The organism is Paenibacillus guangzhouensis (genome assembly GCF_009363075.1).
Classification (GTDB): Bacteria; Bacillota; Bacilli; order Paenibacillales; family Paenibacillaceae; genus Paenibacillus_K; species Paenibacillus_K guangzhouensis.
This window is the reverse complement of sequence record NZ_CP045293.1, coordinates 4,300,001-4,325,000: the sequence shown is the minus strand read 5'-3', so window position 1 is coordinate 4,325,000 and position 25,000 is coordinate 4,300,001. Positions and strand designations below refer to the sequence as shown.

19 protein-coding genes and 6 tRNA genes (1 of these 25 only partly in view) are annotated in these 25,000 nt (G+C 48.7%); 24 read left to right on the top strand and 1 reads right to left on the bottom strand.

Annotated features, from left to right (window positions below):
* Positions 1 to 174: 174 nt before the first annotated feature.
* The 8 genes from GCU39_RS19435 (at position 175) to GCU39_RS19400 (ending at position 13,029) form a co-directional block, all read left to right on the top strand.
* Positions 175 to 2,505 (top strand): glycoside hydrolase family 65 protein, encoded by a 2,331-nt coding sequence (locus GCU39_RS19435; RefSeq protein WP_152395028.1) that lies wholly within the window; start codon positions 175 to 177, stop codon positions 2,503 to 2,505.
* 21 nt (positions 2,506 to 2,526) lie between these two features.
* Positions 2,527 to 3,834 (top strand): ABC transporter substrate-binding protein, encoded by a 1,308-nt coding sequence (locus tag GCU39_RS19430; protein WP_152395027.1) that lies wholly within the window; start codon positions 2,527 to 2,529, stop codon positions 3,832 to 3,834.
* A gap of 64 nt (positions 3,835 to 3,898) precedes the next feature.
* Positions 3,899 to 4,798 carry a carbohydrate ABC transporter permease gene (locus GCU39_RS19425; protein ID WP_152395026.1) on the top strand — a complete coding sequence of 300 codons (900 nt, stop codon included), beginning with the start codon at positions 3,899 to 3,901 and terminating at the stop codon, positions 4,796 to 4,798.
* Positions 4,799 to 4,810: 12 nt separating this feature from the next.
* On the top strand, positions 4,811 to 5,653 hold the full coding sequence (locus GCU39_RS19420; RefSeq protein ID WP_152395025.1) for a carbohydrate ABC transporter permease: 843 nt from the start codon (positions 4,811 to 4,813) through the stop codon (positions 5,651 to 5,653).
* A 62-nt stretch (positions 5,654 to 5,715) separates the two neighbouring features.
* Positions 5,716 to 6,381, top strand: coding sequence for a beta-phosphoglucomutase (pgmB, locus tag GCU39_RS19415; RefSeq protein WP_152395024.1), 666 nt, complete (start codon positions 5,716 to 5,718; stop codon positions 6,379 to 6,381).
* 93 nt (positions 6,382 to 6,474) lie between these two features.
* Positions 6,475 to 8,784 (top strand): glycoside hydrolase family 65 protein, encoded by a 2,310-nt coding sequence (locus tag GCU39_RS19410; RefSeq protein ID WP_152395023.1) that lies wholly within the window; start codon positions 6,475 to 6,477, stop codon positions 8,782 to 8,784.
* Positions 8,785 to 8,961: 177 nt separating this feature from the next.
* Positions 8,962 to 10,053 (top strand): peptidylprolyl isomerase, encoded by a 1,092-nt coding sequence (locus GCU39_RS19405; protein ID WP_152395022.1) that lies wholly within the window; start codon positions 8,962 to 8,964, stop codon positions 10,051 to 10,053.
* A gap of 102 nt (positions 10,054 to 10,155) precedes the next feature.
* Positions 10,156 to 13,029: a cohesin domain-containing protein gene (locus tag GCU39_RS19400; protein ID WP_152395021.1), complete on the top strand. Its 2,874-nt coding sequence runs from the start codon at positions 10,156 to 10,158 to the stop codon at positions 13,027 to 13,029.
* Positions 13,030 to 13,097: 68 nt separating this feature from the next.
* Here GCU39_RS19400 and GCU39_RS19395 read toward each other — a convergent pair whose 3' ends face one another.
* Positions 13,098 to 13,943 (bottom strand): alkaline phosphatase family protein, encoded by an 846-nt coding sequence (locus GCU39_RS19395; protein ID WP_152395020.1) that lies wholly within the window; start codon positions 13,941 to 13,943, stop codon positions 13,098 to 13,100.
* Positions 13,944 to 14,198: 255 nt separating this feature from the next.
* On the opposite strand from GCU39_RS19395, the gene GCU39_RS19390 reads away from it, so the two are divergent.
* The 16 genes from GCU39_RS19390 to GCU39_RS19320 form a co-directional block, all read left to right on the top strand.
* Positions 14,199 to 15,947: a sensor histidine kinase gene (locus GCU39_RS19390; protein ID WP_152397336.1), complete on the top strand. Its 1,749-nt coding sequence runs from the start codon at positions 14,199 to 14,201 to the stop codon at positions 15,945 to 15,947.
* The gene (locus GCU39_RS19385) at positions 15,948 to 17,288 is read left to right on the top strand and encodes a response regulator transcription factor (protein WP_152395019.1); all 1,341 of its coding nucleotides are present in this window, start codon (positions 15,948 to 15,950) and stop codon (positions 17,286 to 17,288) included.
* A gap of 140 nt (positions 17,289 to 17,428) precedes the next feature.
* Positions 17,429 to 19,156: an extracellular solute-binding protein gene (locus tag GCU39_RS19380; protein ID WP_152395018.1), complete on the top strand. Its 1,728-nt coding sequence runs from the start codon at positions 17,429 to 17,431 to the stop codon at positions 19,154 to 19,156.
* A gap of 84 nt (positions 19,157 to 19,240) precedes the next feature.
* Positions 19,241 to 20,131 carry an ABC transporter permease gene (locus GCU39_RS19375; RefSeq protein WP_152395017.1) on the top strand — a complete coding sequence of 297 codons (891 nt, stop codon included), beginning with the start codon at positions 19,241 to 19,243 and terminating at the stop codon, positions 20,129 to 20,131.
* 16 nt (positions 20,132 to 20,147) lie between these two features.
* A complete protein-coding gene (locus tag GCU39_RS19370) occupies positions 20,148 to 21,035 on the top strand; it encodes a carbohydrate ABC transporter permease (RefSeq protein WP_152397335.1) in 888 nt (295 codons plus the stop codon).
* A 28-nt stretch (positions 21,036 to 21,063) separates the two neighbouring features.
* A complete protein-coding gene (locus tag GCU39_RS19365; RefSeq protein WP_152395016.1) occupies positions 21,064 to 22,323 on the top strand; it encodes a Gfo/Idh/MocA family protein in 1,260 nt (419 codons plus the stop codon).
* A gap of 167 nt (positions 22,324 to 22,490) precedes the next feature.
* Positions 22,491 to 22,916 (top strand): tropomyosin, encoded by a 426-nt coding sequence (locus tag GCU39_RS19360; RefSeq protein ID WP_152395015.1) that lies wholly within the window; start codon positions 22,491 to 22,493, stop codon positions 22,914 to 22,916.
* A 30-nt stretch (positions 22,917 to 22,946) separates the two neighbouring features.
* Positions 22,947 to 23,648, top strand: coding sequence for an AIM24 family protein (locus tag GCU39_RS19355; RefSeq protein ID WP_152395014.1), 702 nt, complete (start codon positions 22,947 to 22,949; stop codon positions 23,646 to 23,648).
* 210 nt (positions 23,649 to 23,858) lie between these two features.
* The gene (locus tag GCU39_RS31595; protein WP_193726554.1) at positions 23,859 to 24,023 is read left to right on the top strand and encodes a hypothetical protein; all 165 of its coding nucleotides are present in this window, start codon (positions 23,859 to 23,861) and stop codon (positions 24,021 to 24,023) included.
* A 119-nt stretch (positions 24,024 to 24,142) separates the two neighbouring features.
* Positions 24,143 to 24,218: transfer RNA gene (locus tag GCU39_RS19350), tRNA-Asn, on the top strand.
* 5 nt (positions 24,219 to 24,223) lie between these two features.
* Positions 24,224 to 24,299 (top strand) — tRNA-Val (locus GCU39_RS19345).
* A 19-nt stretch (positions 24,300 to 24,318) separates the two neighbouring features.
* Positions 24,319 to 24,392, top strand: a tRNA-Met gene (locus GCU39_RS19340).
* An 18-nt stretch (positions 24,393 to 24,410) separates the two neighbouring features.
* Positions 24,411 to 24,487 (top strand) — tRNA-Asp (locus GCU39_RS19335).
* Positions 24,488 to 24,506: 19 nt separating this feature from the next.
* Positions 24,507 to 24,582, top strand: a tRNA-Lys gene (locus tag GCU39_RS19330).
* A 69-nt stretch (positions 24,583 to 24,651) separates the two neighbouring features.
* A tRNA-Leu gene (locus GCU39_RS19325) sits at positions 24,652 to 24,734 on the top strand.
* A gap of 226 nt (positions 24,735 to 24,960) precedes the next feature.
* A protein-coding gene (locus GCU39_RS19320; protein WP_193726553.1) for an FUSC family protein crosses the window boundary here: on the top strand, positions 24,961 to 25,000 show its 5' end (the start). The gene runs 1,091 nt beyond the window's last position; 40 of the gene's 1,131 nt are visible here — the first part of the coding sequence; its start codon is at positions 24,961 to 24,963; its stop codon lies off the right edge, out of view.

Below are 25,000 nucleotides of genomic sequence, written 5' to 3'. Positions count from 1 at the left end.
TGAATAACCTAAGAAAAATGAATTTTAAATAAAACATTGACACCCAAAACTTTTGAATGCTATAATCCGTATGAAAACGTTTTCGACAAACATCAATTATTTTTTTGACCACACCGAAATCGTTTTCGTTTTTTAAGGATCATTTCGAAATCGTTTTCGGGGCAGGAGGTTTATATGCTTAATTACAACAAGACTTTAACAGAATCCTTGAAAAACTGGACTTTCAGCGAAGAAAAATTTGACCCGTTGCTTCTAGGAAAATGCGAGTCGATCATGTCACTCGGTAATGGTTATATGGGACTTCGCTCGGCGACAGATGAACCTTACATCGGTGAGACACGCAATCTATTCGTGAACGGCACGTTCAATAAGTTCGATGAGAACGAAGTCACCGAGCTTCCGAATGCGGCAGATGTGACAAGATTGGATCTGTTCGTCGATGGCAAGCGGTTCTCCCTCGAACAAGGCAGTACGCAAGACTATTCCCGTGTCCTCGATCTGCGACATGCGGAACTCGTTAGATCCTTCGTCTGGGAGAGCCCGGAAGGCAAGCAAATTCGCTATACGTTCCGCCGGTTCGTATCGCTCGATCAAGTGCATGTGATCGGAATGAAATTGGAAGTGACGCCGCTGAATGGTGAGATTGACTTTACGGTTCGTTCCGGCATCAACGCTCAATTATCGAACACGGGAAGCCAGCATTTCCATGAGGGCGAGAAACGGATTTTTGACAAGAAATACTTACAGCTGTTACAGACAACAACGGAATCGAAGGTTGATTTCGTCATGCATGCAAGCCATCAATTCAAGCTTCAAGGCCAAGCGGTGGAATTGATGCCGAAGATGGACATCGATCGTCGCAAAATTGCGATGGAATATTCGTGCAAGATTGCTAGCGGCGAAACATTGGTGATGGAGAAAATCAGTACCGTGCATACGAGCCGGGATAAAGCGTTCGAAGGTCAAGGGCTCGCAGTGATGCGCGAAGCAGCGCTCGAACAATTGAAGCAAGCGGATGCGCAGGGTTACGATGCATTATTCGAACAACATAAACAAGCTTGGAGCAAAGTCTGGGAACAGTATGCGATTGATGTGGAAACGGAACAGCCATTTGATCTGCTCGCCATTCGCTTCGCCATTTATCACCTTGTTGTGATGACGCCAGCCCATGACAATCGGATGGGAATTGGAGCGAAGGGACTTAGCGGCGAAGGATACAAAGGCCATTCGTTCTGGGACACCGAAATCTTCATCCTTCCATTCTATATCTATACGCGTCCTGAAATTGCACGCTCCTTGCTCGAATTCCGCTACTTGGGTCTTGAAGGCGCTAGACGCAAGGCCAAAGAAAACGGCTACGAAGGCGCGATGTACCCGTGGGAAGCAGCTTGGCCGACAGACGGCGAAGTGACACCGGTCTGGGGAGCTGTGGATATCGTAACAGGCTTGCAGACGAAGATTTGGTCCGGATTTATTGAGCAGCACATTACGTCAGATATCGCTTATGCGGTATGGCACTACTATAAGGCAACAGGCGATCAAGACTTCATGGACCGTTACGGATATGAGATGTTATTCGATACAGCAACGTTCTGGGCGAGCCGCCTAGAGTGGGATGAATCGGCATCTAGATACCATATTAATGAAGTGATTGGTCCGGACGAGTACAAAGAGCATATCGACAACAATGCGTTCACGAACTATATGGCGCATTTCAATATGGAGCTTGCGATTCAATATTATGAGGAGCTGAAGGCAACACGGCCTGAATTACTCACTTCGTTGGAAGAGAAGCTCGGACTCGCAGCAGCGTATGGTGTGTGGACGGACAAAATCGGTCAGATTTATCTGCCGGCGCCGAACGAGAACAATATCGTACCGCAGGATGATACGTATCTAACGCTCGAAACTATTGATTTGACGAAGTATAAAAAGCAGAAAAAAGTTGGAAGCTTATTCCTGGACTACAGCTTGGATCAGGTTTGTAAGTTGCAAGTGTCCAAGCAAGCGGATATTATGATGCTATTCTTCCTGCTCGAGAATAAATTCTCACCGGAAGTGAAGCGAGCGAATTATAACTATTATGAGCCAAAGACATTACACGATTCTTCGTTATCTTTGTCGACACACAGCATTCTAGCTGGCGACTTTGGAGATATCGATTTAGCTTACGATCTATTCCGTCGTGCGACGGAGATTGATCTTGGTCCGAACATGCACTCATCGGACGCAGGGATTCACTCCGCATCCATCGGCGGCATTTGGGAATGTATCGTGATGGGATTTGCAGGCGTTCGCATGCTCGATGGCCATTTGCATCTGAATCCGAAATTGCCGAAGTCATGGACAGGATTCAAATTCCCGTTATACTGGCAAGGTGCACGTTTGGAAGTGCATGTGACACGCGATACATTGAACATTGTCACAGTAAGCGAGCAAGAGTTGGAACTCATCATTCATGGTAGTACAATCAAATTTCATAAAGAGCTTAACGTGCAATTCTAAAAAATCAGGGAGGTCTTTACAATGAAAAAATGGGCAATTCTACTGGTCGTAACGATGATGGCAACACTCGTATTATCCGCTTGCTCGGGCGGCAGCAGTGATACTAAAAATGAGAGCCAATCCGGTACTGCTGACCAAGAAAAAGTGCAATTGAAATTCACTGTATGGGGCGATGTCGCATCAGCTGGCCCAGAAGTGAAGCTAACGGAAGAATTTAATAAGTCCCATCCGAACATTGAAGTGAAGTTCGAGCCGGTTCCAGGTGATGGTTATGGCACGAAGTTAACGACATCTCTTGCTGCGGGCCAAGCGCCGGACGTATTCCTGATTGGTGAAGGCGACTACTACAAATATGTCGATAAAGGCGTTGTTGAGCCGCTTGATTCCTATCTTGAAGCAGATAAATCCTTCGATACAGCGATGTTCCAAAAAGATCTACTCGATATGGGACATATCAATGGCAAAACGTATTACTTGCCGAAAGACTTCAACCCATTGTCCCTCTGGTACAACAAGAAATTGTTCGATGCAGCGGGCATGGAATATCCGAACGAGAACTGGACTTGGGACGACTTGAATGCGGCAGCGAAAAAGCTAACGCTGAAAGACGACAAAGGTAAAATCACACAATTCGGATTCAACGCAACGAAGTGGGAGTATCCAATCTTCACTTACTTGTGGTCGAATGGCACAGCCATCTCGAATGAAGATGGAACGAAGGCTGAAGGCTTCATGAACAGCGACAAGACGATCGCGGCGATGGAAAAATACGTAGCGATGTCCAAAGGTGCAGATAAAGTATCGCCAACACCTCAAGATGCGGAGACGCTCGGCGGTGACGGATCGATGTTCATGACAGATAAATTGGCAATGATGGTAACAGGACGCTGGGTGAAATATGACTTGGATCGTTCCAAAGTAGACTACGGCACAAGCTTGATTCCTAAAGGCGCTGACGGTGAGCGCGGCGGTATCATTGCAGCAGCTGGCTGGGCCATTAACGCGAACAGCAAGCACAAACAAGAAGCTTATGAGCTCGTAAAATGGTTGTCCGGTAAAGAAGCACAAGTATTGCGTTCTGAGAAAGGTCTTGTCCTTCCAGCAACGGTGAACGAGCTTGAAGAAGTGAAGAAAACCGAAGTTAAAGATAAGCCGATCATCGACATGATGGCTTTCGCGAAAAAACCAGTAACAATGGTATCTTCCAATGGTTCCGTATTCGTAGAAGAGTTCAACAAAGCGATGGAGAAAATTTTGCTTGACCAGTCCTCCGTCAAAGATGCATTGAATGAAGCAGCGAAAACCGTAGACAGCAAGATTACGAAGTAAGGCAATGTATGAGAGTGAAGCTAGATCGTTCAGCTTCACTCTCTATAGATTCAAGGAGGTCTCTATGAAACGCAAATCCCATTCAGAAAAAGCCGGATATTTATTTATCCTTCCATGGTTTCTAGGACTGTTGCTATTTACGATCGGACCGATGATTTTCTCCCTCATCTTGTCGTTTAGCAAGTGGGACATCATTACGGGTATTGGCTCGATCGAGTTTGTTGGACTGGACAATTTCGTGAATATCTTCCACGACGAACTGTTCTATACATCATTGAAAGTAACATTCATCTTTGCACTTGTATCGGTTCCTTTGTATCAGATTATTTCCCTCCTTGTCGCGATGATGCTGAATATGCGCACAAAAGGGATGAATTTTTTCCGTTTGATCTTCTTTATGCCGTCGGTTATTCCAGCGGTTGCGGTATCCATGATGTGGATCATGATTCTGAATCCCGAGTACGGGATATTGAACAAAGCCTTAAGCTTGGTAGGCATTGAAGGTCCTGCTTGGCTGCAAGATCCGAAATACGCGCTAAGCGCATTGATTGTGATGGGTATATGGGGTATTGGTAATACGATTATTATCTATTTGTCTGGTTTGCAGGGTGTTCCCGAAGAACTGTACGAAGCAGCGCAATTGGATGGCGCAGGCATTGTCCGCCGTTTCTTTAGCGTTACGATTCCTATGATATCTCCCACGATCTTCTTCAACCTCATTATGGGGATCATCGGTGGTTTTCAATATTTCACGCAAGCCTTCGTTATGACGAACGGCGGGCCGCTCAACTCGACGTTATTCTATAACTTGTTCTTGTATAACAAGGCCTTTAAAACTTATGAAATGGGATACGCTTCAGCCTTGTCGTGGATTCTGTTCGCCATTATTTTGATCTTCACCCTCATTGTAATTCGCACCTCGTCGGCTTGGGTCTATTACAATGGCGATGATGATAAGGATTGAGGAGGTATAGCCATGAATATACAGACATCATTTAGAAAAAATTTCGCGAAGCTGATCGCGCTTCTCATCTTAATCGGCGGTTCATTGATTGTACTTGTCCCTCTACTCTGGACCGTGTCGACTTCACTGAAGACACCTGGGGAAGTATTCGGTGACAATTTCTTTCCTGAAGTATGGAAATGGAGCAACTACAACGATGCGGTGAATGCCATTCCGTTCTTCACGTTCCTAAAGAATACATTGATCGTTCTCGTTCCGGTCTTGATCGGTACGGTATTCTCATCTGCACTCTGTGCGTACGGGTTCGCTCGTTTTAAATTCAAAGGGAAACGTTGGTTGTTCCTCGTGTTGCTCGCGACAATGATGCTGCCAGGACAAGTTACAATGATCCCGATGTTCATCATGTTCAAAGAAGTTGGCTGGGTTGATACGTTCTGGCCATTGATCATTCCGTCCTTCTTCGGCGGTGGTGCCTTCAACATCTTCTTGATTCGCCAGTTCATGCGCGGGATTCCGAGAGATTTGGATGAAGCGGCATTCATGGACGGTGCGAACCGTTGGCAGATCTTCTCCAAGATTATGCTGCCTTTATCGAAACCGCCGCTTGTCGCGGTGGGAATCTTCACATTTATGGGCGTATGGAACGATTTCCAAGGTCCATTGATCTACTTGAATTCGACTGAGAAATATACGCTTGCGCTCGGATTATCCATGTTCAAAGGCTTGTATAACATCGAGTGGAACATGCTGATGGCGGCGACGATTCTGATCATGCTTCCTGTCTTGATCGTCTTCTTCGTGGCACAGAAGTACTTCATTGAAGGAATTTCGATTTCTTCCGCGATGAAGGGATAAGCAGCTGGCGTGCAATAACATTAGATATAGATGGGTTAGGTCCCAGGGGAGAGGGAATAGCAATGGAGATTAGAGCTGTATTGTTCGACTTGGATGGCGTGATTACGGATACGGCGGAATATCACTATGTCGCATGGAAGCAGCTTGCGGCTCAACTCGGCATCGAGATCGATGAAGCATTCAATGAACAGTTGAAAGGCGTCAGCCGGATGGAGTCGCTTGAGCGGATTCTGCGTCATGGCAATCGTGCGAACGATTTGTCGGCGGAAGAGAAGCTTGCACTGGCAACGCAAAAAAATGACGAATACGTGAAGCTGCTCGTGAACGTGTCGCCGAAGGATGTCTATCCCGGCATTCGCGAGCTCCTGTTGGAATTGCGCGCTGCTGACATTCGCACAGTCATTGCATCGGCGAGCAAAAATGCGCCGCAAATCCTGAATTCACTGGCATTAACGGATTTGTTCGATTATATCGTGAATCCGGATGAGGTTCCGCACGGCAAGCCTGCACCGGACATCTTCTTGCGCGGTGCGGAAGCGGTAGGTGTCGATCCGGCTTTCTGCGTAGGCATCGAAGATGCACAGGCGGGTGTCGAAGCGATTAAATCGGCGAAGATGGTCGCTGTCGGAATCGGTGAGGAGCACGTCTTAAAGCCATCCGGCGCGGATGTCGTTCTGCCGTCGACGGGATCATTGACTTGGTCTTTCTTGCAGACATTAGGCGAATAGAATAGAAAGGGAAGAGCCGATCCGGGCTCTTTTTTTCTGATAATAATAGAATGGATAAGTTTGTGGGGGTAATTAGGAGAGGTGGGCGACAACATGCATCAAGGGAAAGTTATATTTCCACAAGAACCGTGGACGATTACGGAGACAGAAGTAAATCTGGCGCATAATCAGCGCTGCGAGACGGTATTCGCGGTGGCGAATGGCTATATCGGCATGCGGGGGAATACCGAAGAAGGATATAGTGGTCCGGAGGGCTACTCCTTGAATGGAACGTACTTGAACGGGTTCTATGATTCAACGCCGATCCAATATGGAGAAGAAGCATTCGGTTACGCGAAGAACCGTCAGACGATGCTCAATGTCGCAGACGCGAAAGGCATTAGCCTCTGGGTCGACGGTGAGAAGTTCGATGTGCTGCAATCGAAGATCATCGATTACAAGCGTCAATTGCACATGAAGCAGGGCGTGATGACCCGTGAGATCGTCTGGGAGACACGGCAAGGGAAGCAGGTCGAGCTGCGCATCGAGCGGATGGCATCATTTGTGAATAAGCATATGGCATTGATCCGGTATGAAGCGAAAGTACGGAGTGCAGCAGCACAAATGGAGTTCGTCTCGACGCTGAATGGCGAAGTGACGAATCAAGTGACGATGGGTGATCCGCGTACAGGCTCCGGCTTCGCGGGGCAAGTGCTCCTGACCGAGGGGCTGCGAGCAGACGGCGCGATTCACGGCACGGCGCAGCGGACGAAGAATACGAAATTCGTTTTAGTCTCGGCGGTGAACCATGCGCTGAACGTAGAACACGAATCCGCATGTCACGAGCAAGGGCAGCTAATCGAACTTCGCTATCGCTGCGAAGCAGCGCCGGATCAAGCGGTTGTGCTGGATAAGTACATCGCGTACTTCGCTTCGAAGGATTATGAGGAAGCCGAGCTCTGGCCGATGGCCGTTACAGCGTTAACGGATGCGAAGGCGAAGGGGTATAACTGGTTCCGTGAGCGTCAAGAAGAGATTCTAGCCGACTTCTGGCAAGTGGCCGACGTATCGGTGGAAGGCGACGAACTCCTGCAGCAAGGACTCCGATTCAATGCTTATCACTTGTTCCAATCGGTTGGACGCGACGGGAAGACGAACATTGGGGCGAAAGGGATTACCGGCGAAGGCTATGAAGGCCATTATTTCTGGGATACGGAGACGTATATCCTGCCTTTCTTCCTATATAACCGTCCCGAAATTTCACGTCAGCTGCTGAAGTATCGCCATTCGATTTTGCCGAAAGCCAAAGCAAGAGCAGCCGAACTGGGGTACGAAGGAGCGCTATACGCATGGAGAACGATTGACGGCGAAGAGACGTCGCCGTATTATCCGGCGGGCTCCGCACAGCTGCATATTAATGCGGACATCGCGTATGCGGTGAAGAAGTATGTGGAGGTGACACGAGATGAAGACTACCTCCTTCAAGAAGGCTTGGACATTCTCGTCGAGACCTGCCGCTTCTTCGCGGATGCCGGGGATTGGATCGAAGGCAAAGGCTTCTGCATCAACGGCGTAACTGGACCGGACGAATACACGGCAATGGTGAACAACAATGCCTACACGAACCTGATGGTGAAGGACCAATTCGAGTTCACGGTGAAGTCGCTCCGCAAGCTGGAGCAGACGGCGGCTTGGCAAGGCGTGCAAGCGAGATACGGGCTGGAGGAGCGTGAACTCGAGGCATGGACCACGATGGCGGAACAAATGTATATTCACCGCGTGGGCCAGCTGATCGGGCAAGACGACAGCTTCTTGGAGAAGGCGCCGTGGGATTTCGCGAATACGCCGCGCGAGAAGTATCCGCTGCTGCTGCACTTCCACCCGATGGTTATCTACAAATACCAAGTATTGAAGCAGGCAGATCTCGTCCTGGCGATGTATCTTCAAGGCCATCGCTTCACGCGCGAAGAGAAGGTCGTCAATTACAAGTATTACGAACCGCTAACGACGCATGACTCTTCGTTGTCCGCGAGCATCTATGCGATTGTCGGCGCGGAGCTGGGCGAGATCGAGAAAGCGTACCAATACTTTATGCAATCGGCACGGATGGACCTCGACGACTATCATAACAACGTGAAGGACGGCATCCACTCCGCATCGATGGCCGGCAGCTGGCTGACGATCGTGAACGGCTTCGCTGGCATGCGACATGACGAGGAAGTCATTACGTTCAACCCGACAATTCCGTCCGCTTGGACGAGCTATACGTTCCGCGTTCTCTTCCACGGCAGCCTTGTCGAGGTATCCGTAACGAAGGAGCAGACGACGTATCGATTGATCGAAGGGTGTCCTGTGGAGCTGCGGCACGGGGAGCAATCGTTCATGCTCGAGTCGGAGCGGGTTTGCGAGATAAGCAAGTCATAACGAAATAGGTGAGTGGAATAAAAGCCAAGCCCTGCTCTTCCTCGAAGCGCGGGGCTTCTTCAATGTTCAAGGTAAAAAAAATGAAAGAGAATGTAAAGGAATCGAAATTGTTTCGTCAGCAGCATCGGCTTACAATTTGTATTAAATCTATGTAAGCGTTTCACAAAGGAGGATAGGATGAAGAGAGTCCGTTCCAGACGATCGAAGTATAGACGGTTCCTGCTCGCCATCGTGATATTACTTACGACAGGAGTTACAGCGGCTTTCGCTCGCGGGGCCTGGTCAGCGCCAGATCAAGCGGAGGATGCCATTGCGACTGTCAATGGTGTGCCAATCAGCATCGCGGAATTCAATCGAGCGATTCGACTGAATAAATCTCAGGTCATTCATTATTTTCAAAATACCTATCACGCAGAGCAGACAAAACAATTCTGGACCACCGCTTTCCACGGCGAGATTCCGGCAGAGATGCTGAAGAAGAAAGCGCTCGAAGAGAGTGTGCGTATCAAGGTGAGACAGCTGCTGGCGAAGGAACGAGGTGCTCTGCAAGAGGTAAGTTATCAAGGGTTCCTGCAGCAGTTACAGCAAGAGAATCAGCGGAGAGCGCAAGCCATCAGCAACAATCAAGTGGTATACGGACCCGCGCAATACGATGAAGACTCTTATTTTGAATATGTGATATCGAACGTAACGCTTGCGGCAAAGCGGCAGATGCTGCAGACCGTATTACAGCAGAATGAATCTCTTCCAAAACAATTTTATGAGCAGCATAAAGCCGAACGCTATCTGACCCCAGGCCTCGTTAAGATCCAACGCATCTCGCGTTCCTTCCTAGATTCCAACCATCATACCGATCCATCACTTCAACAAGAAATCAAACAACAGCTTGAAGAGGCAGCGGCCAAGCTGCAATTTGGCGGCGATTTTGAAGAAATAGCCGCAGTGTATAACCCACAAGACACGGCGTTAGAGCTGACGATACACTTGGGCGATGAACGTCGTAATGCTAGAAGCCCCATAGCGCAAGCTGCAGTGAAGCTCCCTGTAGATGCCATCAGCCAGATCATCGAAGAGAATGGCAGCTATCATCTCCTAAAATGTATTGAGCGGGTAGAGCCAAATGCGGAATATCTACCTTATGAACAAGTGAAAGAACAAGTGCTGCAAGACCTGATACAGCAGGAGTACGAATCCATGATATATGAAAGGATGACAACGGCAGACATACAGGTGAATGACAAGCAAATGCAATCCGTTCAAATCCAGTGATCTAAGTGGCAGTCCTTTCGGGTGTAACTACTTCAACCGTTCGCTGTTGAAGTGCTGCATACATAAAATGTGGAAGGAAGATGACTGATGTTCAGACGTACCATGCAACGAACGATGAGCCTGGTCACCGTTATGACCATGCTCTTCAGTATCGTTGCCATTGCCCCGCGAGATGCGAAGGCGGCTGCAGGGACGACCTATTTCGTGGATAACGTGAATGGGAATGACAGTGCGAACGGGACAAGTACCGGGACGCCTTGGAAGACACTCACCAAGGTGAATGCGACAACATTTGCGCCGGGGGACAAAATATTGTTCAAGGCAGGAGGTTCCTGGCAAGGCCAACTTTGGCCGAAAGGATCCGGCGTGAATGGCAGCCCGATCCTGATTGACCAATACGGCACGGGGAATAAGCCCCTGATCACGGGGGTGACGAGTGAACTGCAGACGGTCTTCTTGAAGAATCAGGAGTATTGGGAAATCAGCAATCTGGAAATTACGAATCCATCATCAGAGCCTTTCACTAGAGATTGGCAAGGGGCTCGTGGCGAGCGTCGCGGCGTGTACATCTTGAATGAAGAGAGCGGCATCTTGAATCATATCTACATTCGAAATCTTAACATTCATGATGTTGATGGGGTATATACAACGCGTGCAGGAGGGATTATTTTCGATTCGGTTGGTTCTTATGTACCGAGCGCTTTTAATGACGTACTCATCGATGGCAATACATTAACCGATGTTGATGCTTACGGGATCTATGTTGGCTCGAATTGTATTCTTCGATACGGCATGAGCGACCTTTGGGAGTGGGTACCGAAGCCGTACGGGCCTTGGACGCCGACCACGAATTTGAAAATATCCAATAATACAATCGTTCGTCCTGCGACAGGAGGGATCGCATGGAACGTGACGGATGGGGCGATTATTGAACGGAATACGGTGCAAGAAGCGACGTATCTGGCGACGAATGCGTCCATCTGGTGGGCCTATGCGGACAATAACGTGGTGCAATTCAATGAATCCTTCGGGAGCCATCATGGGGAAATGGATGGCGAGGGATTCGACGTGGACGCAGGGAATATCGGCTCTCTCGTTCAATATAATTATAGTCATGACAACGCAGGCGGCTTCATGCTATTCGTGAATGATACGTATTACACGACGAATACGATTGTTCGCTATAATATCAGTCAGAATGATAAGAATCATATTTTCCGCTACAGCGGTTCGATCGACACGGTCTACAATTACAATAATACGGTCTATGTTGGCGCGGCATCAGGGAATCCGGTCATGAGCGATTATTTCACGAAATCATCGGGCGCTCCCAAAAATATTAAGAACTATAATAACGTCTACTACAGCGTGGGAGACCGGGGTTGGAATTTAACAGGGCAAACCTTCGATTCCAACGCGTATTTTGGCGGTAATACGGTAGTCGCCTCGGATGCGCACAAGATTACGGCGAATCCGAAATTCGTGAATCCGGGCAGTGGCGGCAACGGCATGAATACGCTTGACGGATATAAGCTACAGCCAGACTCGCCGCTGATCGGCGCAGGTGTTCCGATTGCCAATAATGGAGGGCGAGATTATTTCGGCAATACCTTATACAACGGTGATCCAGACATAGGAGCTTACGAATATCAAGGCTCGGTGCCGCCGGCGACAGGCAAGACGCCGATCGTATTCGTTCCGGCGCCGATTACACCGATGCCGGAGCAGCCGAAGCCTGCGCCTGGGAACTTAGCGCCGCTGGCAACGGTCAGCACAACGGTTGCTACCTTGAACAATGGCTCGACTCAAAGTATGACGGACAGTAATTACTCGAATGCATGGTCAAGTGTGGATGAGGGTGTGACCTTCCCGAACTATATTACGCTAGATTTCGGCACGAAGGCGGTGACCGCGAACAACTTGAAGATTGTGACACGCTTCGGGACGGGGCAGGGCGTCACGAAGTTCGATCTGGAAGCTTATAACGGAACAGCATGGGTGCCGATCAAGAGCAATGTGCAGTGGGTGTGGAAGTATAGCGATGTGACGAATGAAACCCAGAGCGTGGATTTCAGTTCGACCTCCGCGAAGAAATTCCGTCTGAAAATCAACGGCTCGAATTTGAAATGGGGGAATTTTGCCATCAATGAACTGGAGCTTTACTATCAGGGCTCAGCCGATCAAGCAGCAGCGAAGGCAGTCCGGGACGCGATCGCGGTGCTGCCGGCTCCAGCGGCGGTCACGCTCGATGACGCATCGGCTATCCAAGCGGCGAGAGCGGCCTACCTTGCATTGACCGATGTACAGCGAGCGCTCGTGGGGGATATTACGAGATTGACCGATGCGGAGGCCGCTCTAGCTGCGCTTCCACAACCGGAGCGCAGCTTATCAACTGCATTGAGCGGGCCGGCGTCCGTAAAGGTGAATCAGCCGTTTCAAATCCGCGTCGGGATGCAGAATGTGAAGGATGCTGTGTATGCGCAAGATATCTCTCTGACATACGACCCGCAAATATTTGAGTTGGTGTCGGCTAAATCTGCAGCTGATGGTGTGGAGATTATAAAGTCTGTCCATCCTACACCAGGACATGTGCGATTTCTGATAGCAAGTCAAGGCGGAGCGCATGCGATTCAAGGGAATGCCCAGGTGCTCGAGCTTACCTTCACAGCCATATCGCAGCAGAACACGCCGAGCCAATTCTCGATTACGAATGCTTTGCTCGGTGATGCGCAAGGAAGAGAGCTGCAAGCAGCTTTATCTTCCCTACATGTTCAGACCGAATCAGGAACGGGCATCGTCGCCGCGGACCTGAACCATGACGGTAAAGTGAGTATTGGGGATATCGCTATTGCTGCAGTCCATTATGGGAAGACAAGCGAGGATTCCGGCTGGCATCTTGTGAAGCATATCGATCTGAATGGAGATGGCGTTATTAATATTCTCGATCTGAGTATTATCGCTAGAGAGATGATCTAGGCTAGCGTTGATGATGGAATGAAGAAGAAGCCAATCATGATGTCCATGGTTGGCTTCTTCTTATGTCATTATTCCGCAGCTACCTTCGTTGTGAAAATCCCTTCAGGCACTTTGCCGCTCCACGTCGGACAAGGCTCGATGCCGAGTGCGTAAGCGACGACATGCGCCGTATCCTTGATCGATACGTCGTCACCCTGGATCCAGGTGCCAGGCGCAACAGACTTACCGTAACAGCCCCAGAAGACCGTCATATCCATTGGATGATCGCTGCCATGACTACGCGGGTGATCGCCGCCTCCACCATGATCGCTTGTGATGATAATGAGACTCTCATCGAGGATGCCGGCATCGCGAATCGCATCGATCAGCAATCCGACATAGGCATCGACTTCCGTAATCTTCGCTAAATATTCAGGCACGTGATTGCCATACCCGAATTCGTGGCCTGCGCCGTCAGGATTATCGATCTGCACATAGAGGCACTTCACATCGGGATTATTGCGGATATAATCCGCTGCTGTAGTAATTAATTCCGGGCACCGAATGGAGAGATCCTCGAACTGGCAGGATTGCTCAATGATCCCGTAGTTAATCGGTGACCACTCCGAGAATGCCGCTAACTTCGCATCCGGATACTGCTCCCGAATCAGCTTCATGAAGGAAGGATAGGCACTATCCTCCGGGAATCGCGTATCCGAAGCCTTGTCATTATTCAGTTGGTGCTGATCAGGATCAACGCCGTGGAACATGGAGCCCCAGCACTGCGCGCTGATCGAAGGAAAAACCGTTTGTGCTTGATAGGTTAGCGCCCCTTGCTGCAGCAGGCCATGGATGTTCGGTGTCGGTGTATCTTTAATGAAATTTCCTGCGCCATCAAGCCCGATGACAAATACATGATTATAAATTGCTCCCATGCGAATCGCCCTCTTTTCCAAGGAATGAGTAGGTAATGCAAGTTATTTCTGTGTATTTAATTGTATTAATGTGGGTTTTGTTGTGGAAATTATAAATCGCCTAGCAGCAAGTGTCAATAAATAATTGATTTCTTTCACGTGATGGCGGAAAGGCGTACATTCTTTGCATCTCTCCATTGCTCAAAACGAAGCTCCAGTGGTAAATTAAGTTCACAGTTGATTTCGAAAATCGTAGGAAAGCAGGGCTGAGGTGTGATGAAAATTCAAGCAGCAGGTTCGACGAGGTGGTTTGTCTATCAGAAAATTGTAATCGTTTTCATAGCTTTTATTATCCCTCTCGTTGCGATGAACATGTGGGTGAATTATAAAGGCATGTCCTTTACGAAGAACGCAATATCGGACTCTGCGGTAGCAGGTGCTTCGTTCTATGCGAAGCAATTGGACAAGGAATTATATTTTGTCCGCAATCAGCAGCTGCAATTTTTCAATGATAAGGATCTTCAGAAGCTGAGCTTCCAAGGGAGCCGGTTGGAAGGATACGCGCTGATCGAGTTGATTAGTCAGACGAAGGATCGATTATCCGCGATCGAATATTCTAGTGAATTCGTCGTGAACGCCGGCGTCTATATTAAAGAAATCAACAAGACGATCTCGAGTCAGAATGGCGTCACGGACGCGCCGAATGATGAGTCCGTGTTCATCATTTCATTAATTCAGCACACCCCAAAACCGTCCTTCTATCAGAAAGACGGGCGTCTCTTCTTCATCGAGAGCGAGAATAACTCTGGCATTATCTCCTATATTGAAATTTCTGTTGCTCGTCTACAAGAAGCGCTTCATCAGATCACGACGCTTTATCAAGAATCCGAAGTATTCCTTGGGAGTAAGACGCTCGGCAGTGTGCTGTCGACGGTGGAAGACCAACGTGTCATCACACCGCTGCTTGAACAATTGGACGCAGACAGTCATGCGACTACGAATACATCCCGGGTGATTCCGATCGGAGGGATAAGCTATTTCATCACGGCCAATCAGGTGAGCTCCTTAAATCTATCGCTGATCATGTACGTGAACCACGATGAGATTACTCGACCGCTGAGCCAATTCGGCTTCTGGTTCTATGCCTTATTTGTGGTTGCGATCATCGTACTGCTGCTCTATGCGTATTCCGTCAATTTCATGATTCACAGGCCGCTGTCGAAGCTTACGAAGGCATTCCAGATGATGGAGACGGACAACCTCAACCTCGTCATCGAGTCGAAGACGAGAGATGAGTTTCACTATTTATTCCATAGCTTCAATCGGATGGCGCTTCGGTTGAAGCGATCAATCGAGGAGAATTATGAGCAGAAAATTGCGATCCAGCATTCAGAGCTCAAGCAGCTGCAATCGCAGATTAATCCTCATTTCCTCTACAACAGTTTTTTCAATATTTACATGATGTGTAAAGTTGGTGACGCCGATAGTGCGGCAGAGCTCTCTCAGAAGCTAGGCAGCTACTATCAGTACATTACGCGTAGTGGATCGGACGAAGTGCCGCTCTACAAGGAATACCAGCATGCCCTTGATTATTGTGAAATTCAATGTATTCGCTTCTCGAATCGCATTCGTTACGAATATGAAGACATCCCGGACCATGTGAAGACCGTTGCCGTACCGCGCTTGATCATTCAGCCGATTGTCGAGAATATTTTCGAGCATGCATTTGAAGACGGCATGGGTAGCGGTGTCCTCTATATCGCTGCGAATATTGAAGATGGAATCGTACGAATGACCGTCGAGGATAACGGACGTCTTGTTACGGATGAGCAGATTGAACAGTTAGAGATACAATTAAGGGATGGGCCGAGACAGCCGGAGAAGACGGGACTTATTAACGTGAACAACCGACTTCAATTGAAGTATGGTGTGGGCAGCGGGCTGTTCGTATCACGAAGTCAGCATGGCGGATTGCGTGCAGAGCTTAGAATCAATATTCGAGAAGGATCGGGAGGGGACTTGTAGATGTATAGACTTTTAATCGTGGATGATGAACCTGTCATTGTGAATGGATTAGTGCAATTATTTCAGGAGCGTGAGGATGTTGAGCTGGATATCTGCAAGGCATATTCGGCGATGGAAGCACTAGATATTGCGAAGCGGACGAAGCTAGACATTCTCGTCAGTGACATTCGCATGCCGCAGAAGAGTGGATTGCAGCTGGTGGACGATATCGCCTATTACTGGCCGTCCTGCCGCATTATATTTTTAACCGGGTATAGTGAATTTGATTACGTCTATGAAGCGATCCGGAAGAATGTCGATAACTATATTCTGAAGACGGAGGGGGTAGAACCGATCTTCGAAGCAGTGCAAGGGGCGATTGCGAAGCTGGAGGAAGAGAAGCGTCAACGGCTGCAGCAGGAGAAGGCGCAGATGCATTTCCAGATGGCCGAATCTCTGCTAAAAAAAGAATTGTTCGAGCGAGTCCTGCAAGGCGAATTGCTGCCATCCTTGCTCGCGAATGATCGTTATGCGGAAGTCGATTTCCGGATTCATCCGAATCGGCCTGCATACTTCCTCGTCGGACAAGTGGACATAGCCGAGGGAGCGAAGCTCAAGCTTCTGGAGTCGGCCGCACGTATCGTCGATCAGCATCTGCCGATCTCGTTGATATGTGAGCACGTAATCCAAGATGGCAATCGATTGGTATGGCTGCTGCAGCCCGATGCATTGCTGACTGATCATATGAAAGAGCGTGAACCGGACCAGCACTTACAAGCGAATAACATTGTCGCCTATATTCGAGGTAACCTTGAACGCGTTCAGAACGAGTATGAGCAGCTGTTCGAGATGTCCATTTCATTCGGAATCTCTGGCAATATGTTGGAGCGTTGGGATCAGCTGCAGCCTCAGGTCGATGAGGTTAGCGCTATAATTCGCAGGAGGATTCAATTGGGCCAGAAGATGGTTATCGTGGATTATGAATATTCGATGGCGCTGCTTGCCTCTTATGACAGAGGAACGGGCATGAAGCAGGAGGAATTCAAGCAATTATTGATCGATCAGATTCATCAATATATCCATGATTATTTGGATGGTGACTTATCTTTGACGGCGATTGCAGAGCAGGTGCATCTGAATCCCTCGTATTTGTCCAGGTACTACAAGCAGATTACGGGGCGAAATCTTCTGGAGTACATCCAAGAGACGAAGTTAGCGGCAGCGATTCGCATGATGGAGAATCCGCATATGAAGCTGCATGAGATCGCCTTGAAGGTCGGGTTTGATTCACAGCCGTATTTCACAACCTTCTTCCGGAAGATGACAGGGACCTCTCCCCAAGAATATCGGAAGTCATTATAAGCGCCGATGTAAGGTAGTAAAAAAAGTGAAACGAAAGTAAAAGATTTGAAATTGTAGCTTTTTCTCTTTGATTCTACTATTAGAAGCAAGGAGTCAATCGGACTCTAGGGCCTCATCACACAAAGGGGGAAAGCGTTATCATGAAATCATCCAAAACACTAAAAACGATATTACTGCTCTCCATGGTCATGGCGGCATTCACCGCATGCTCAAGCAAAGGCAGCGACAGCGCAAGTACGGGGACGACGACGCCGTCAGGCGAGACGAAGACCGAGACAGCTGCGCCGGAAGGACCGCTTACCAAATACGCGGAGCCGGTTGAAGTAACCGAAGTGATGGGCTTCAGACCGGCAGAAGATCCAAGAACGCCCAAAGGGCTTACGCCGGACAAGAACGCGTACTTGCAACAGCTGAAAGACACGCTCAATATCGACGTGAAATACAAATGGACGGTGCCTTCGGATCAGTATGAACAGAAGTTCGCGCTCGCGATGGCTTCCGGTGATTTGCCGGATATTCTAGAACTTGGTCAGAAGGATTTCGAGAAGCTGCGTAAGCAGGATATGCTCGCGGATCTGTCCGAGGCCTATGAGAAATATGCATCGCCTGAGCTGAAGAAATATATGGAGTCAGACGGCGGATTTTCGATGAAAGTATTCAGCAAGGACGGCAAGCAATACGGTATTCCATCCTTCGAGGATCCGTTCTTGTCGACGCAACTGCTATGGATTCGTAAAGATTGGCTGGACAACTTGAAGCTGCAGCCGCCAACTACGATGGAAGAGCTCGATAAAGTCGCGGAAGCGTTCGTGAAGAATGATCCGGATCAGAACGGCAAAGCAGACACGTATGGCGTTGCATTGCAGAAGACGTTGTTCTTCTGGGGCTTTGACGTCAGAGGTTTCTTCAATGGATTCAATGCTTATCCTTCCGTAGGGGATGCGCAGACCGCATGGATCAAGGGCAACGACGGCAAGCTTGTCCCAGGGCTGATTCAACCGGAGATGAAGCAAGGCCTCAGCATGCTGCAGTCATGGTACCAACGCGGCATTCTGAATAAAGAATTCGCGCTGAAGGACGAGAACAAAGTCGTCGAAGACATTACGGCCGGCAAAGTCGGGATTTCGTACGGCGAATGGTGGTATCCGGCATGGCCGCTCAACTTGAACGTGGATAAAGATCCGAAAGCGAACTGGATTGCAATACAGATTCCTTCCCTTAGCGGACCGGGTAAATCCCTAGTGCCTAAACTGCGCAGCGGCCGGATCTATGCCGTGAATAAGAACATGAAGAACCCTGAAGCGGCGATCAAAATGATGAACTTCTATATTGAAATGGGCAAGAAAAAATATACCGAGATTTTGAAACCAGAGAAAGGCTTTGTCTACAACTGGTTCAATCCGCGGATTTATAACCCAGCCCAGATTGACACGATATACACGGAAGTGAATAAAGCGCTTGCCGCGAATCAGACTGAGATCACACTGGACGATGAGAATTACATCGCTGTGAAGGACGTCTTCAATTATGTGAAAGATTATCAATCCGGCAGCACGAAGATTGCTTCCAAAGGAACGAACTGGGGCGGATACTTCAGCCGTGTCGCGGAAAATGGCGGCTGGGGCTTAACGCGCCAGATCAAGGAGAAGCAGGCATTCGTTAGCAACGAATTCTACGGCATCCCGACGTCAACCCAGGTGGAGAAGGGCTCACAACTGGATAAATTGATGCAGGAGACCTTTACGAAGATTATTCTGGGCGCTCCGATCGACGAATTCGATAAATTCGTGACAAGCTGGAAGACGCTTGGCGGCGACAAAATTACGGAAGAAGTCAACGCTTGGTATAACGAGCAGGCCGTGAAATAATCGGTACGCTCGATTATGGGAGGAGAGAGGGTCTTGCGTGTCCTCTCTCTTTGTCGTCAACGCCTATGAAGGAGGAATTCATCGATGAAGTTATTGCGCAAGGAGTATCCGCTCCATTTGATGTTAGTGCCAGGAGTTATCTTAACCTTAATTTACGCGTATGGCCCGATGGCCGGGCTTGTGATGGCCTTTCAGCAGTTCGAGCCGTTGTCCGGATTTTTCAAGTCCGAGTGGGTCGGGTTCGATAATTTTACTTATGTGTTCAATCTACCGGATTTTAACCAAGTCTTATGGAATACGATCGTCATCTCATTATTCAAAATGGTGTTGTTCTTGGTCGTTCCGCTCATTCTAGCGCTTCTCTTAAATGAAGTGACGCGCAGATGGTTCTCGCGGTTCATACAGTCGGCGATTTTCCTGCCGTTCTTTCTCTCATGGACAGTTCTCGGCGGGGTTATCATAGAATTGTTCTCTTTGGATGGTCCTGTGAACGGGATCGTCAAGTCGCTTGGATCGGAGCCGATCATGTTCATGCTGAACAATGACTGGTTCCGGGGTATTATTATCGGTTCGGACGTCTGGAAAGGCATGGGGTACAACATGATTGTCATGCTGGCTGCCATTACCGGGATTAATGCGACGCTCTACGAAGCAGCCGAGGTGGACGGCGCGGGCAAATGGAAGCAGATGATCCACATTACGCTGCCAGGTATTGCCCCGATCATTATTTTGCTCGGTGTATTAAGTCTCGGGAACGTTCTCAATGCCGGCTTCGAACAGATTCTGATCATGTACAACCCGACCGTCTATGAAGGGGCAGACGTCATCGATACCTTCGTCTATCGCTTGGGGATGTTCAGTCAGCAATTCGGTCCGGCAGCGGCGGTTGGTCTATTCAAATCCGTGATCTCTTTAGGATTGGTGTCGATAACCTATTACGCAGCCTACAAGTACAATAACTATCGCATATTCTAAGGAGGAGAGCCTTGTGTTGCATAAACCATCGCTTAGCAGAAGAATGTTCATCATTTTGAATACCCTGCTGCTCACGTTCGTTACCGTAGTGGGCATCGTCCCGTTCGTTCATTTGCTAGCTATCTCGCTAAGTTCGAACACGGCCGCGATGGCCGGCGAGGTGAAGTTGTGGCCTGTAGGATTCACGATGGACGCTTATATGTTTCTAGGAGAGAAGGTCGAGTTCTTCCGTTCGCTATGGGTATCGATTGAACGTGTCGTGCTCGGAACGGCCGTCAATATGTTCCTTGTTTTTATTACCGCATTCCCGTTAGCCCGTCCGAACAGCCAATTTAAGTATCGCACGGTGTATGTATGGTTTTTTGCAATTACAATGTTCTTCGGCGGCGGGTTGATTCCGACTTACATCGTGGTGAAGAATACGGGGATCATGGATTCGATCTGGGCGCTGATATTGCCGGGAGCGCTTAATGTGTGGAATATGGTGCTCATGCTGAATTTCTTCCGCACGATTCCGAGGGAGCTGGATGAAGCAGCTACCATTGATGGTGCGGGCTATTGGCGGATCTTATGGCAGATTTATTTGCCCGTCTCCTTGCCATCCATCGCGACGATTGGATTGTTCACGATCGTAGGACACTGGAACGCTTGGTTCGATGGGATACTTTATATGAATTCACCGGACAAATATCCATTGCAGACGTACCTATCTACGTTGATTACAGCCATCAATTCACAGATGTCCTCCATGTCGCCAGAGCAGCTGAGAGCGATGGAGAACTTAAGCGAGAAGACGCTGCGTACGGCGCAGATTTTCATGGGGGCGCTTCCGATTATGCTCGTCTATCCGTTCCTTCAGAAGTATTTTGTCAAAGGGATGACCGTTGGCAGCGTGAAAGAGTAGATCAGAACGACAGGGAGAAGGATATCATATGAATAAAGTTACGGTTGCATTAATTGGAGCGGGTCTCCGGGGTATTAACTATTTGGAATATGCGAAGCAGCATCCCGATGAGTTGCAGGTGGTTGCGGTGGCAGAGCCGAACGCGGAGCGCAGAACGGGCTTTCAAGCAAGGCATGGTCTAGCAGACGAGGTCTGTTTCGAGAACTGGGACGAATTCTTCGCGGCACCGAAGTTGGCGGATGCGGTGTTCATCTGCACGCAAGACAAACAGCATTTCGAACCAACGATGAAGGCGCTTGAGGCAGGGTATCATGTGCTGTTGGAGAAGCCGATGTCGCCTGATCCGAAGGAATGCATCGAGATGGGGGAGATGGCGCTCAAATTCGATCGGGTATTCTCCATCTGCCATGTGCTGCGATATACGAACTTCTTCGGTACGATCAAGCGTCTGCTCGAAGATGGGGCGATCGGCGATCTCATGTCCATTACACATAACGAGAACGTAGGCTACTGGCATCAAGCACATAGCTTTGTGCGCGGCAATTGGCGTCGTCAAGATGAATCTAGTCCTATGATTCTTGCGAAATCTTGTCATGATCTCGATATTCTTTTGTGGCTATCCGGTTCCACATGCACGAAGGTCTCATCGTTTGGCTCATTATCGCATTTCACCTCGTCGCAGGCTCCCGTCGGTGCGCCGCTTCGATGCACGGATGGATGCCCTGTTGAAGATGAATGTCTGTATTTCGCGCCGAAGCAGTATTTGACGGAAAATACGGATTGGCCGACATCAGCGATTAGCGATGATTTGAGCTATGAAGGGCGCCTCAAGGCGCTGGAGGAAGGCCCATATGGCAGATGCGTCTATCACTGTGATAATGATGTCGTTGATCATCAGGTCGTTAATCTTGCATTTGAGAATGGCGTGACCGCTGCATTTACGATGAGTGCGTTCACGAAGGATGTGAGCCGCACGATCAAGCTGATGGGAACGAAGGGCGAGATTCGAGGCGCGATGGAGAAGAACGAGATTGAGATTTTGCATTTTGGCAAGCAAGAGGCACAGCAAATCGAGTTCGCAGATGCTGGCGGACATATCGGCCACGGTGGCGGCGATTTTGGCCTCGTACGCGATTTCTTAAAGCTTGTGCGAGAAGGCGGCAAGAGCCAAGGGCTCACGTCAGCCAATCAATCCGTGCAGAGCCACATGATGGCTTTTGCAGCTGAAGCGTCGAGACAGACGCATCAGGTGATTGACCTGAAAGATTTTGTGAAGAATCAGGCTTAATGTAAATTAGGGCTCTGTCTTATCCCATCAAGGGAGGCAGGGCCTTTTTGGTGTTTTGTGCCAAAAAAATGATCGTGCGACATCTATGAATCTTGCAACTTCTTTCGACAATTTTCGTATATATGTTCGATTGTTCGATGACTCTTAAGAGAGGAGAAGGGCAGAATATGATATTTTCTAGTAATCATAAAATAATTGTCTATATAGGCGTAATCGTATTAAGCATAGGATTGCTGCTCGGACCGGCGCCTGCTGCACACGCAGGATTCTGGGATTGGGTCAACGGCGTGAAGGAAATTCCCTCCGAAGTGGACGAGCTGAAATCGAAATATACCCAAATGGAAGAGAGCTTCCAGAAGAGCCGAGAACAGTATGAGACGGTCTCGAACCAATTGATGCAGGAGAACGAGCAACTTCGGGTTCAGAATGAGGTGCTGACATCACGTCTGCAGCTGCTCGAGGAACAGGAGTTACGGCAAAAGGAACGGATGAAGTGGATTATTCGGGGGATCGTCATTGCGGCTAGTGCGATTGCATTATTGTTCATCATGACGAGAGTGACACGGGTCTTGTTCTGGCGGCGTCATAGGTAGCGGGATAAGGATAGAGGAGGCGAATTGAAGATGGAAGTCAGATGTGAAGAGGGATCAACCCTATCGCAAGCGGTCACGCTTCAGTTAGATCAGGGAGAGAAAGTATCCGTTCTCCATCCGAGTCAGATCATTGCCTTTCAGGGCAATTCGAATCAACGCGAAGATCGGCTTATGGACATTGCTGGCATGTACCGCAAGCGAAAATTGATTCAATCGACGATTAGCGGTCCTGCTCAGTTTATGATCGGGTTGCCTGCAGGGTACACTGTACAGACGATTCCACTCACAGAGGGCGCAGATCTGCTATTTGAATGGAAGCATGTTCTGTTCTATACAGATGGCATGCGTGTGGAGCGCAAAATCCAGACCTTGAAGAATGCGTTGATTACCCGTGAGATCATTAAGATGAAATTTTCAGGCGACGGTGGTGTATTAGGGATCTTGACGCATGGACCACTTCATCGGATGAAGCTGGACCCGGTTCAGCCGACGTATATTGACGTGGGTTGTCTTGTCGCTTACCCGGAGAATGCTACGCTGACGCCTCGTGTCTATGGGAATGCACTTGCGAGCCAACACATGAATTATCACTTTGAAATCACAGGTCATGGTTACGCACTCATTCAGACGGGTAAATCAGATCATCAGCTGGAGCAAGAAATTGAAGGAGACGGGTTCATTCGGCGCGTTCTGCGGGAAGTCATTCCATTTGGCGGGATACTGATCAAATAAACTTATTCTGAAAGTGTAGAGCTTCGGCTCTGCGCTTTTTGTCTTTCATATAGTCTGGCTAATTGTATTGAAGAGTATCGCTGGGGATTCATGGGCAGAGCAGTTGCTACGAAAGTCAGGAGAAGGTAGGATAGAGAATACAGGATCAAATCCTAGCAGTCATTGCACGTTGTCGCCGTTTGTGGGATACGGAGAAAGAAGGAACTAATATTGGATAATCAAGAACAAGCACAGGTGGAGAAACTTAAAGAACGAGTAATGGAGCTTGAAGCGGAAAATGCAAGGTTGAAGCAGTTAATCATCAAGCTTAAAAATCAACGTTCCAAAGGGGAAGGCCGCATGTCAACCCCGCTTAGAGAAGCGTTGCGTGAGTAATGGAGCTGCTTGGTCGCAGCCTCCAGGCGATCATTTTTAGTTAATTGTCAAAAATTACATTTGTATTCTGTCGAATGGTGTGGTAAATTAAGATTCTGTTCACGAGATACACATGATATTCCCTGATAGCTCAGTTGGTAGAGCACTCGACTGTTAATCGAGTTGTCACAGGTTCGAGTCCTGTTCGGGGAGCCATTTATGGAGGCTTAGCTCAGCTGGGAGAGCATCTGCCTTACAAGCAGAGGGTCAGCGGTTCGATCCCGTTAGCCTCCACCATAAATATTTTGTTAGATGACGCGGGGTGGAGCAGCCCGGTAGCTCGTCGGGCTCATAACCCGAAGGCCGCAGGTTCAAATCCTGCCCCCGCAATATTTCGAGTTTTAATGTGGAGCTGTGGTGTAGAGGCCTAACATGCCTGCCTGTCACGCAGGAGACCGCGGGTTCGAATCCCGTCAGCTCCGCCAGTATTACCCTCTCGAATGAGAGCCATTAGCTCAGTTGGTAGAGCACCTGACTTTTAATCAGGGTGTCGAAGGTTCGAGTCCTTCATGGCTCACCAGTTTTACTTCAAAAAAACATGGTTGACAAGCAAGTCCCAACCATGGTATAGTAATTGAGTACCACATGCGCGCGTATGGCGGAATTGGCAGACGCACTAGACTTAGGATCTAGCGGGCGACCGTGGGGGTTCAAGTCCCTCTACGCGCACCATACTTAACAATGATTCCCGTGACTTCTGCGAAGAGGTGCGGGATTTTTATTTTTCATCAATGGATTTTTTGGTACTTACATGATGTGGTTAGGGTTTACAGAAAATTTCATTTACTAAGTCATTCTTTGTGATTATAATCACAATTAAGGACGATGGAAATCGATATAATAACATTGTACAGATGAAGTTCATTATGTATGAAAATAAATGGGAGGTGTGTGCTCCATGTTGACGCGTATGATGAAATGGTGCGCTCGCCTGGGTC

What these genes read in the sequence shown, in the direction of transcription:
- GCU39_RS19425 (WP_152395026.1), top strand. Translation starts at nt 3,899, where the DNA reads ATGAAACGCAAATCCCATTCAGAAAAAGCCGGATATTTATTTATCCTT.
- GCU39_RS19375 (WP_152395017.1), top strand. Translation starts at nt 19,241, where the DNA reads ATGAAGTTATTGCGCAAGGAGTATCCGCTCCATTTGATGTTAGTGCCA.
- GCU39_RS19410 (WP_152395023.1), top strand. Translation starts at nt 6,475, where the DNA reads ATGCATCAAGGGAAAGTTATATTTCCACAAGAACCGTGGACGATTACG.
- GCU39_RS19380 (WP_152395018.1), top strand. Translation starts at nt 17,429, where the DNA reads ATGAAATCATCCAAAACACTAAAAACGATATTACTGCTCTCCATGGTC.
- GCU39_RS19420 (WP_152395025.1), top strand. Translation starts at nt 4,811, where the DNA reads ATGAATATACAGACATCATTTAGAAAAAATTTCGCGAAGCTGATCGCG.
- GCU39_RS19395 (WP_152395020.1), bottom strand. Translation starts at nt 13,943, where the DNA reads ATGGGAGCAATTTATAATCATGTATTTGTCATCGGGCTTGATGGCGCA.
- GCU39_RS19390 (WP_152397336.1), top strand. Translation starts at nt 14,199, where the DNA reads ATGAAAATTCAAGCAGCAGGTTCGACGAGGTGGTTTGTCTATCAGAAA.
- GCU39_RS19430 (WP_152395027.1), top strand. Translation starts at nt 2,527, where the DNA reads ATGAAAAAATGGGCAATTCTACTGGTCGTAACGATGATGGCAACACTC.
- GCU39_RS19355 (WP_152395014.1), top strand. Translation starts at nt 22,947, where the DNA reads ATGGAAGTCAGATGTGAAGAGGGATCAACCCTATCGCAAGCGGTCACG.
- GCU39_RS19360 (WP_152395015.1), top strand. Translation starts at nt 22,491, where the DNA reads ATGATATTTTCTAGTAATCATAAAATAATTGTCTATATAGGCGTAATC.
- GCU39_RS19400 (WP_152395021.1), top strand. Translation starts at nt 10,156, where the DNA reads ATGCAACGAACGATGAGCCTGGTCACCGTTATGACCATGCTCTTCAGT.
- GCU39_RS19365 (WP_152395016.1), top strand. Translation starts at nt 21,064, where the DNA reads ATGAATAAAGTTACGGTTGCATTAATTGGAGCGGGTCTCCGGGGTATT.
- pgmB (WP_152395024.1), top strand. Translation starts at nt 5,716, where the DNA reads ATGGAGATTAGAGCTGTATTGTTCGACTTGGATGGCGTGATTACGGAT.
- GCU39_RS19405 (WP_152395022.1), top strand. Translation starts at nt 8,962, where the DNA reads ATGAAGAGAGTCCGTTCCAGACGATCGAAGTATAGACGGTTCCTGCTC.
- GCU39_RS19385 (WP_152395019.1), top strand. Translation starts at nt 15,948, where the DNA reads ATGTATAGACTTTTAATCGTGGATGATGAACCTGTCATTGTGAATGGA.
- GCU39_RS19435 (WP_152395028.1), top strand. Translation starts at nt 175, where the DNA reads ATGCTTAATTACAACAAGACTTTAACAGAATCCTTGAAAAACTGGACT.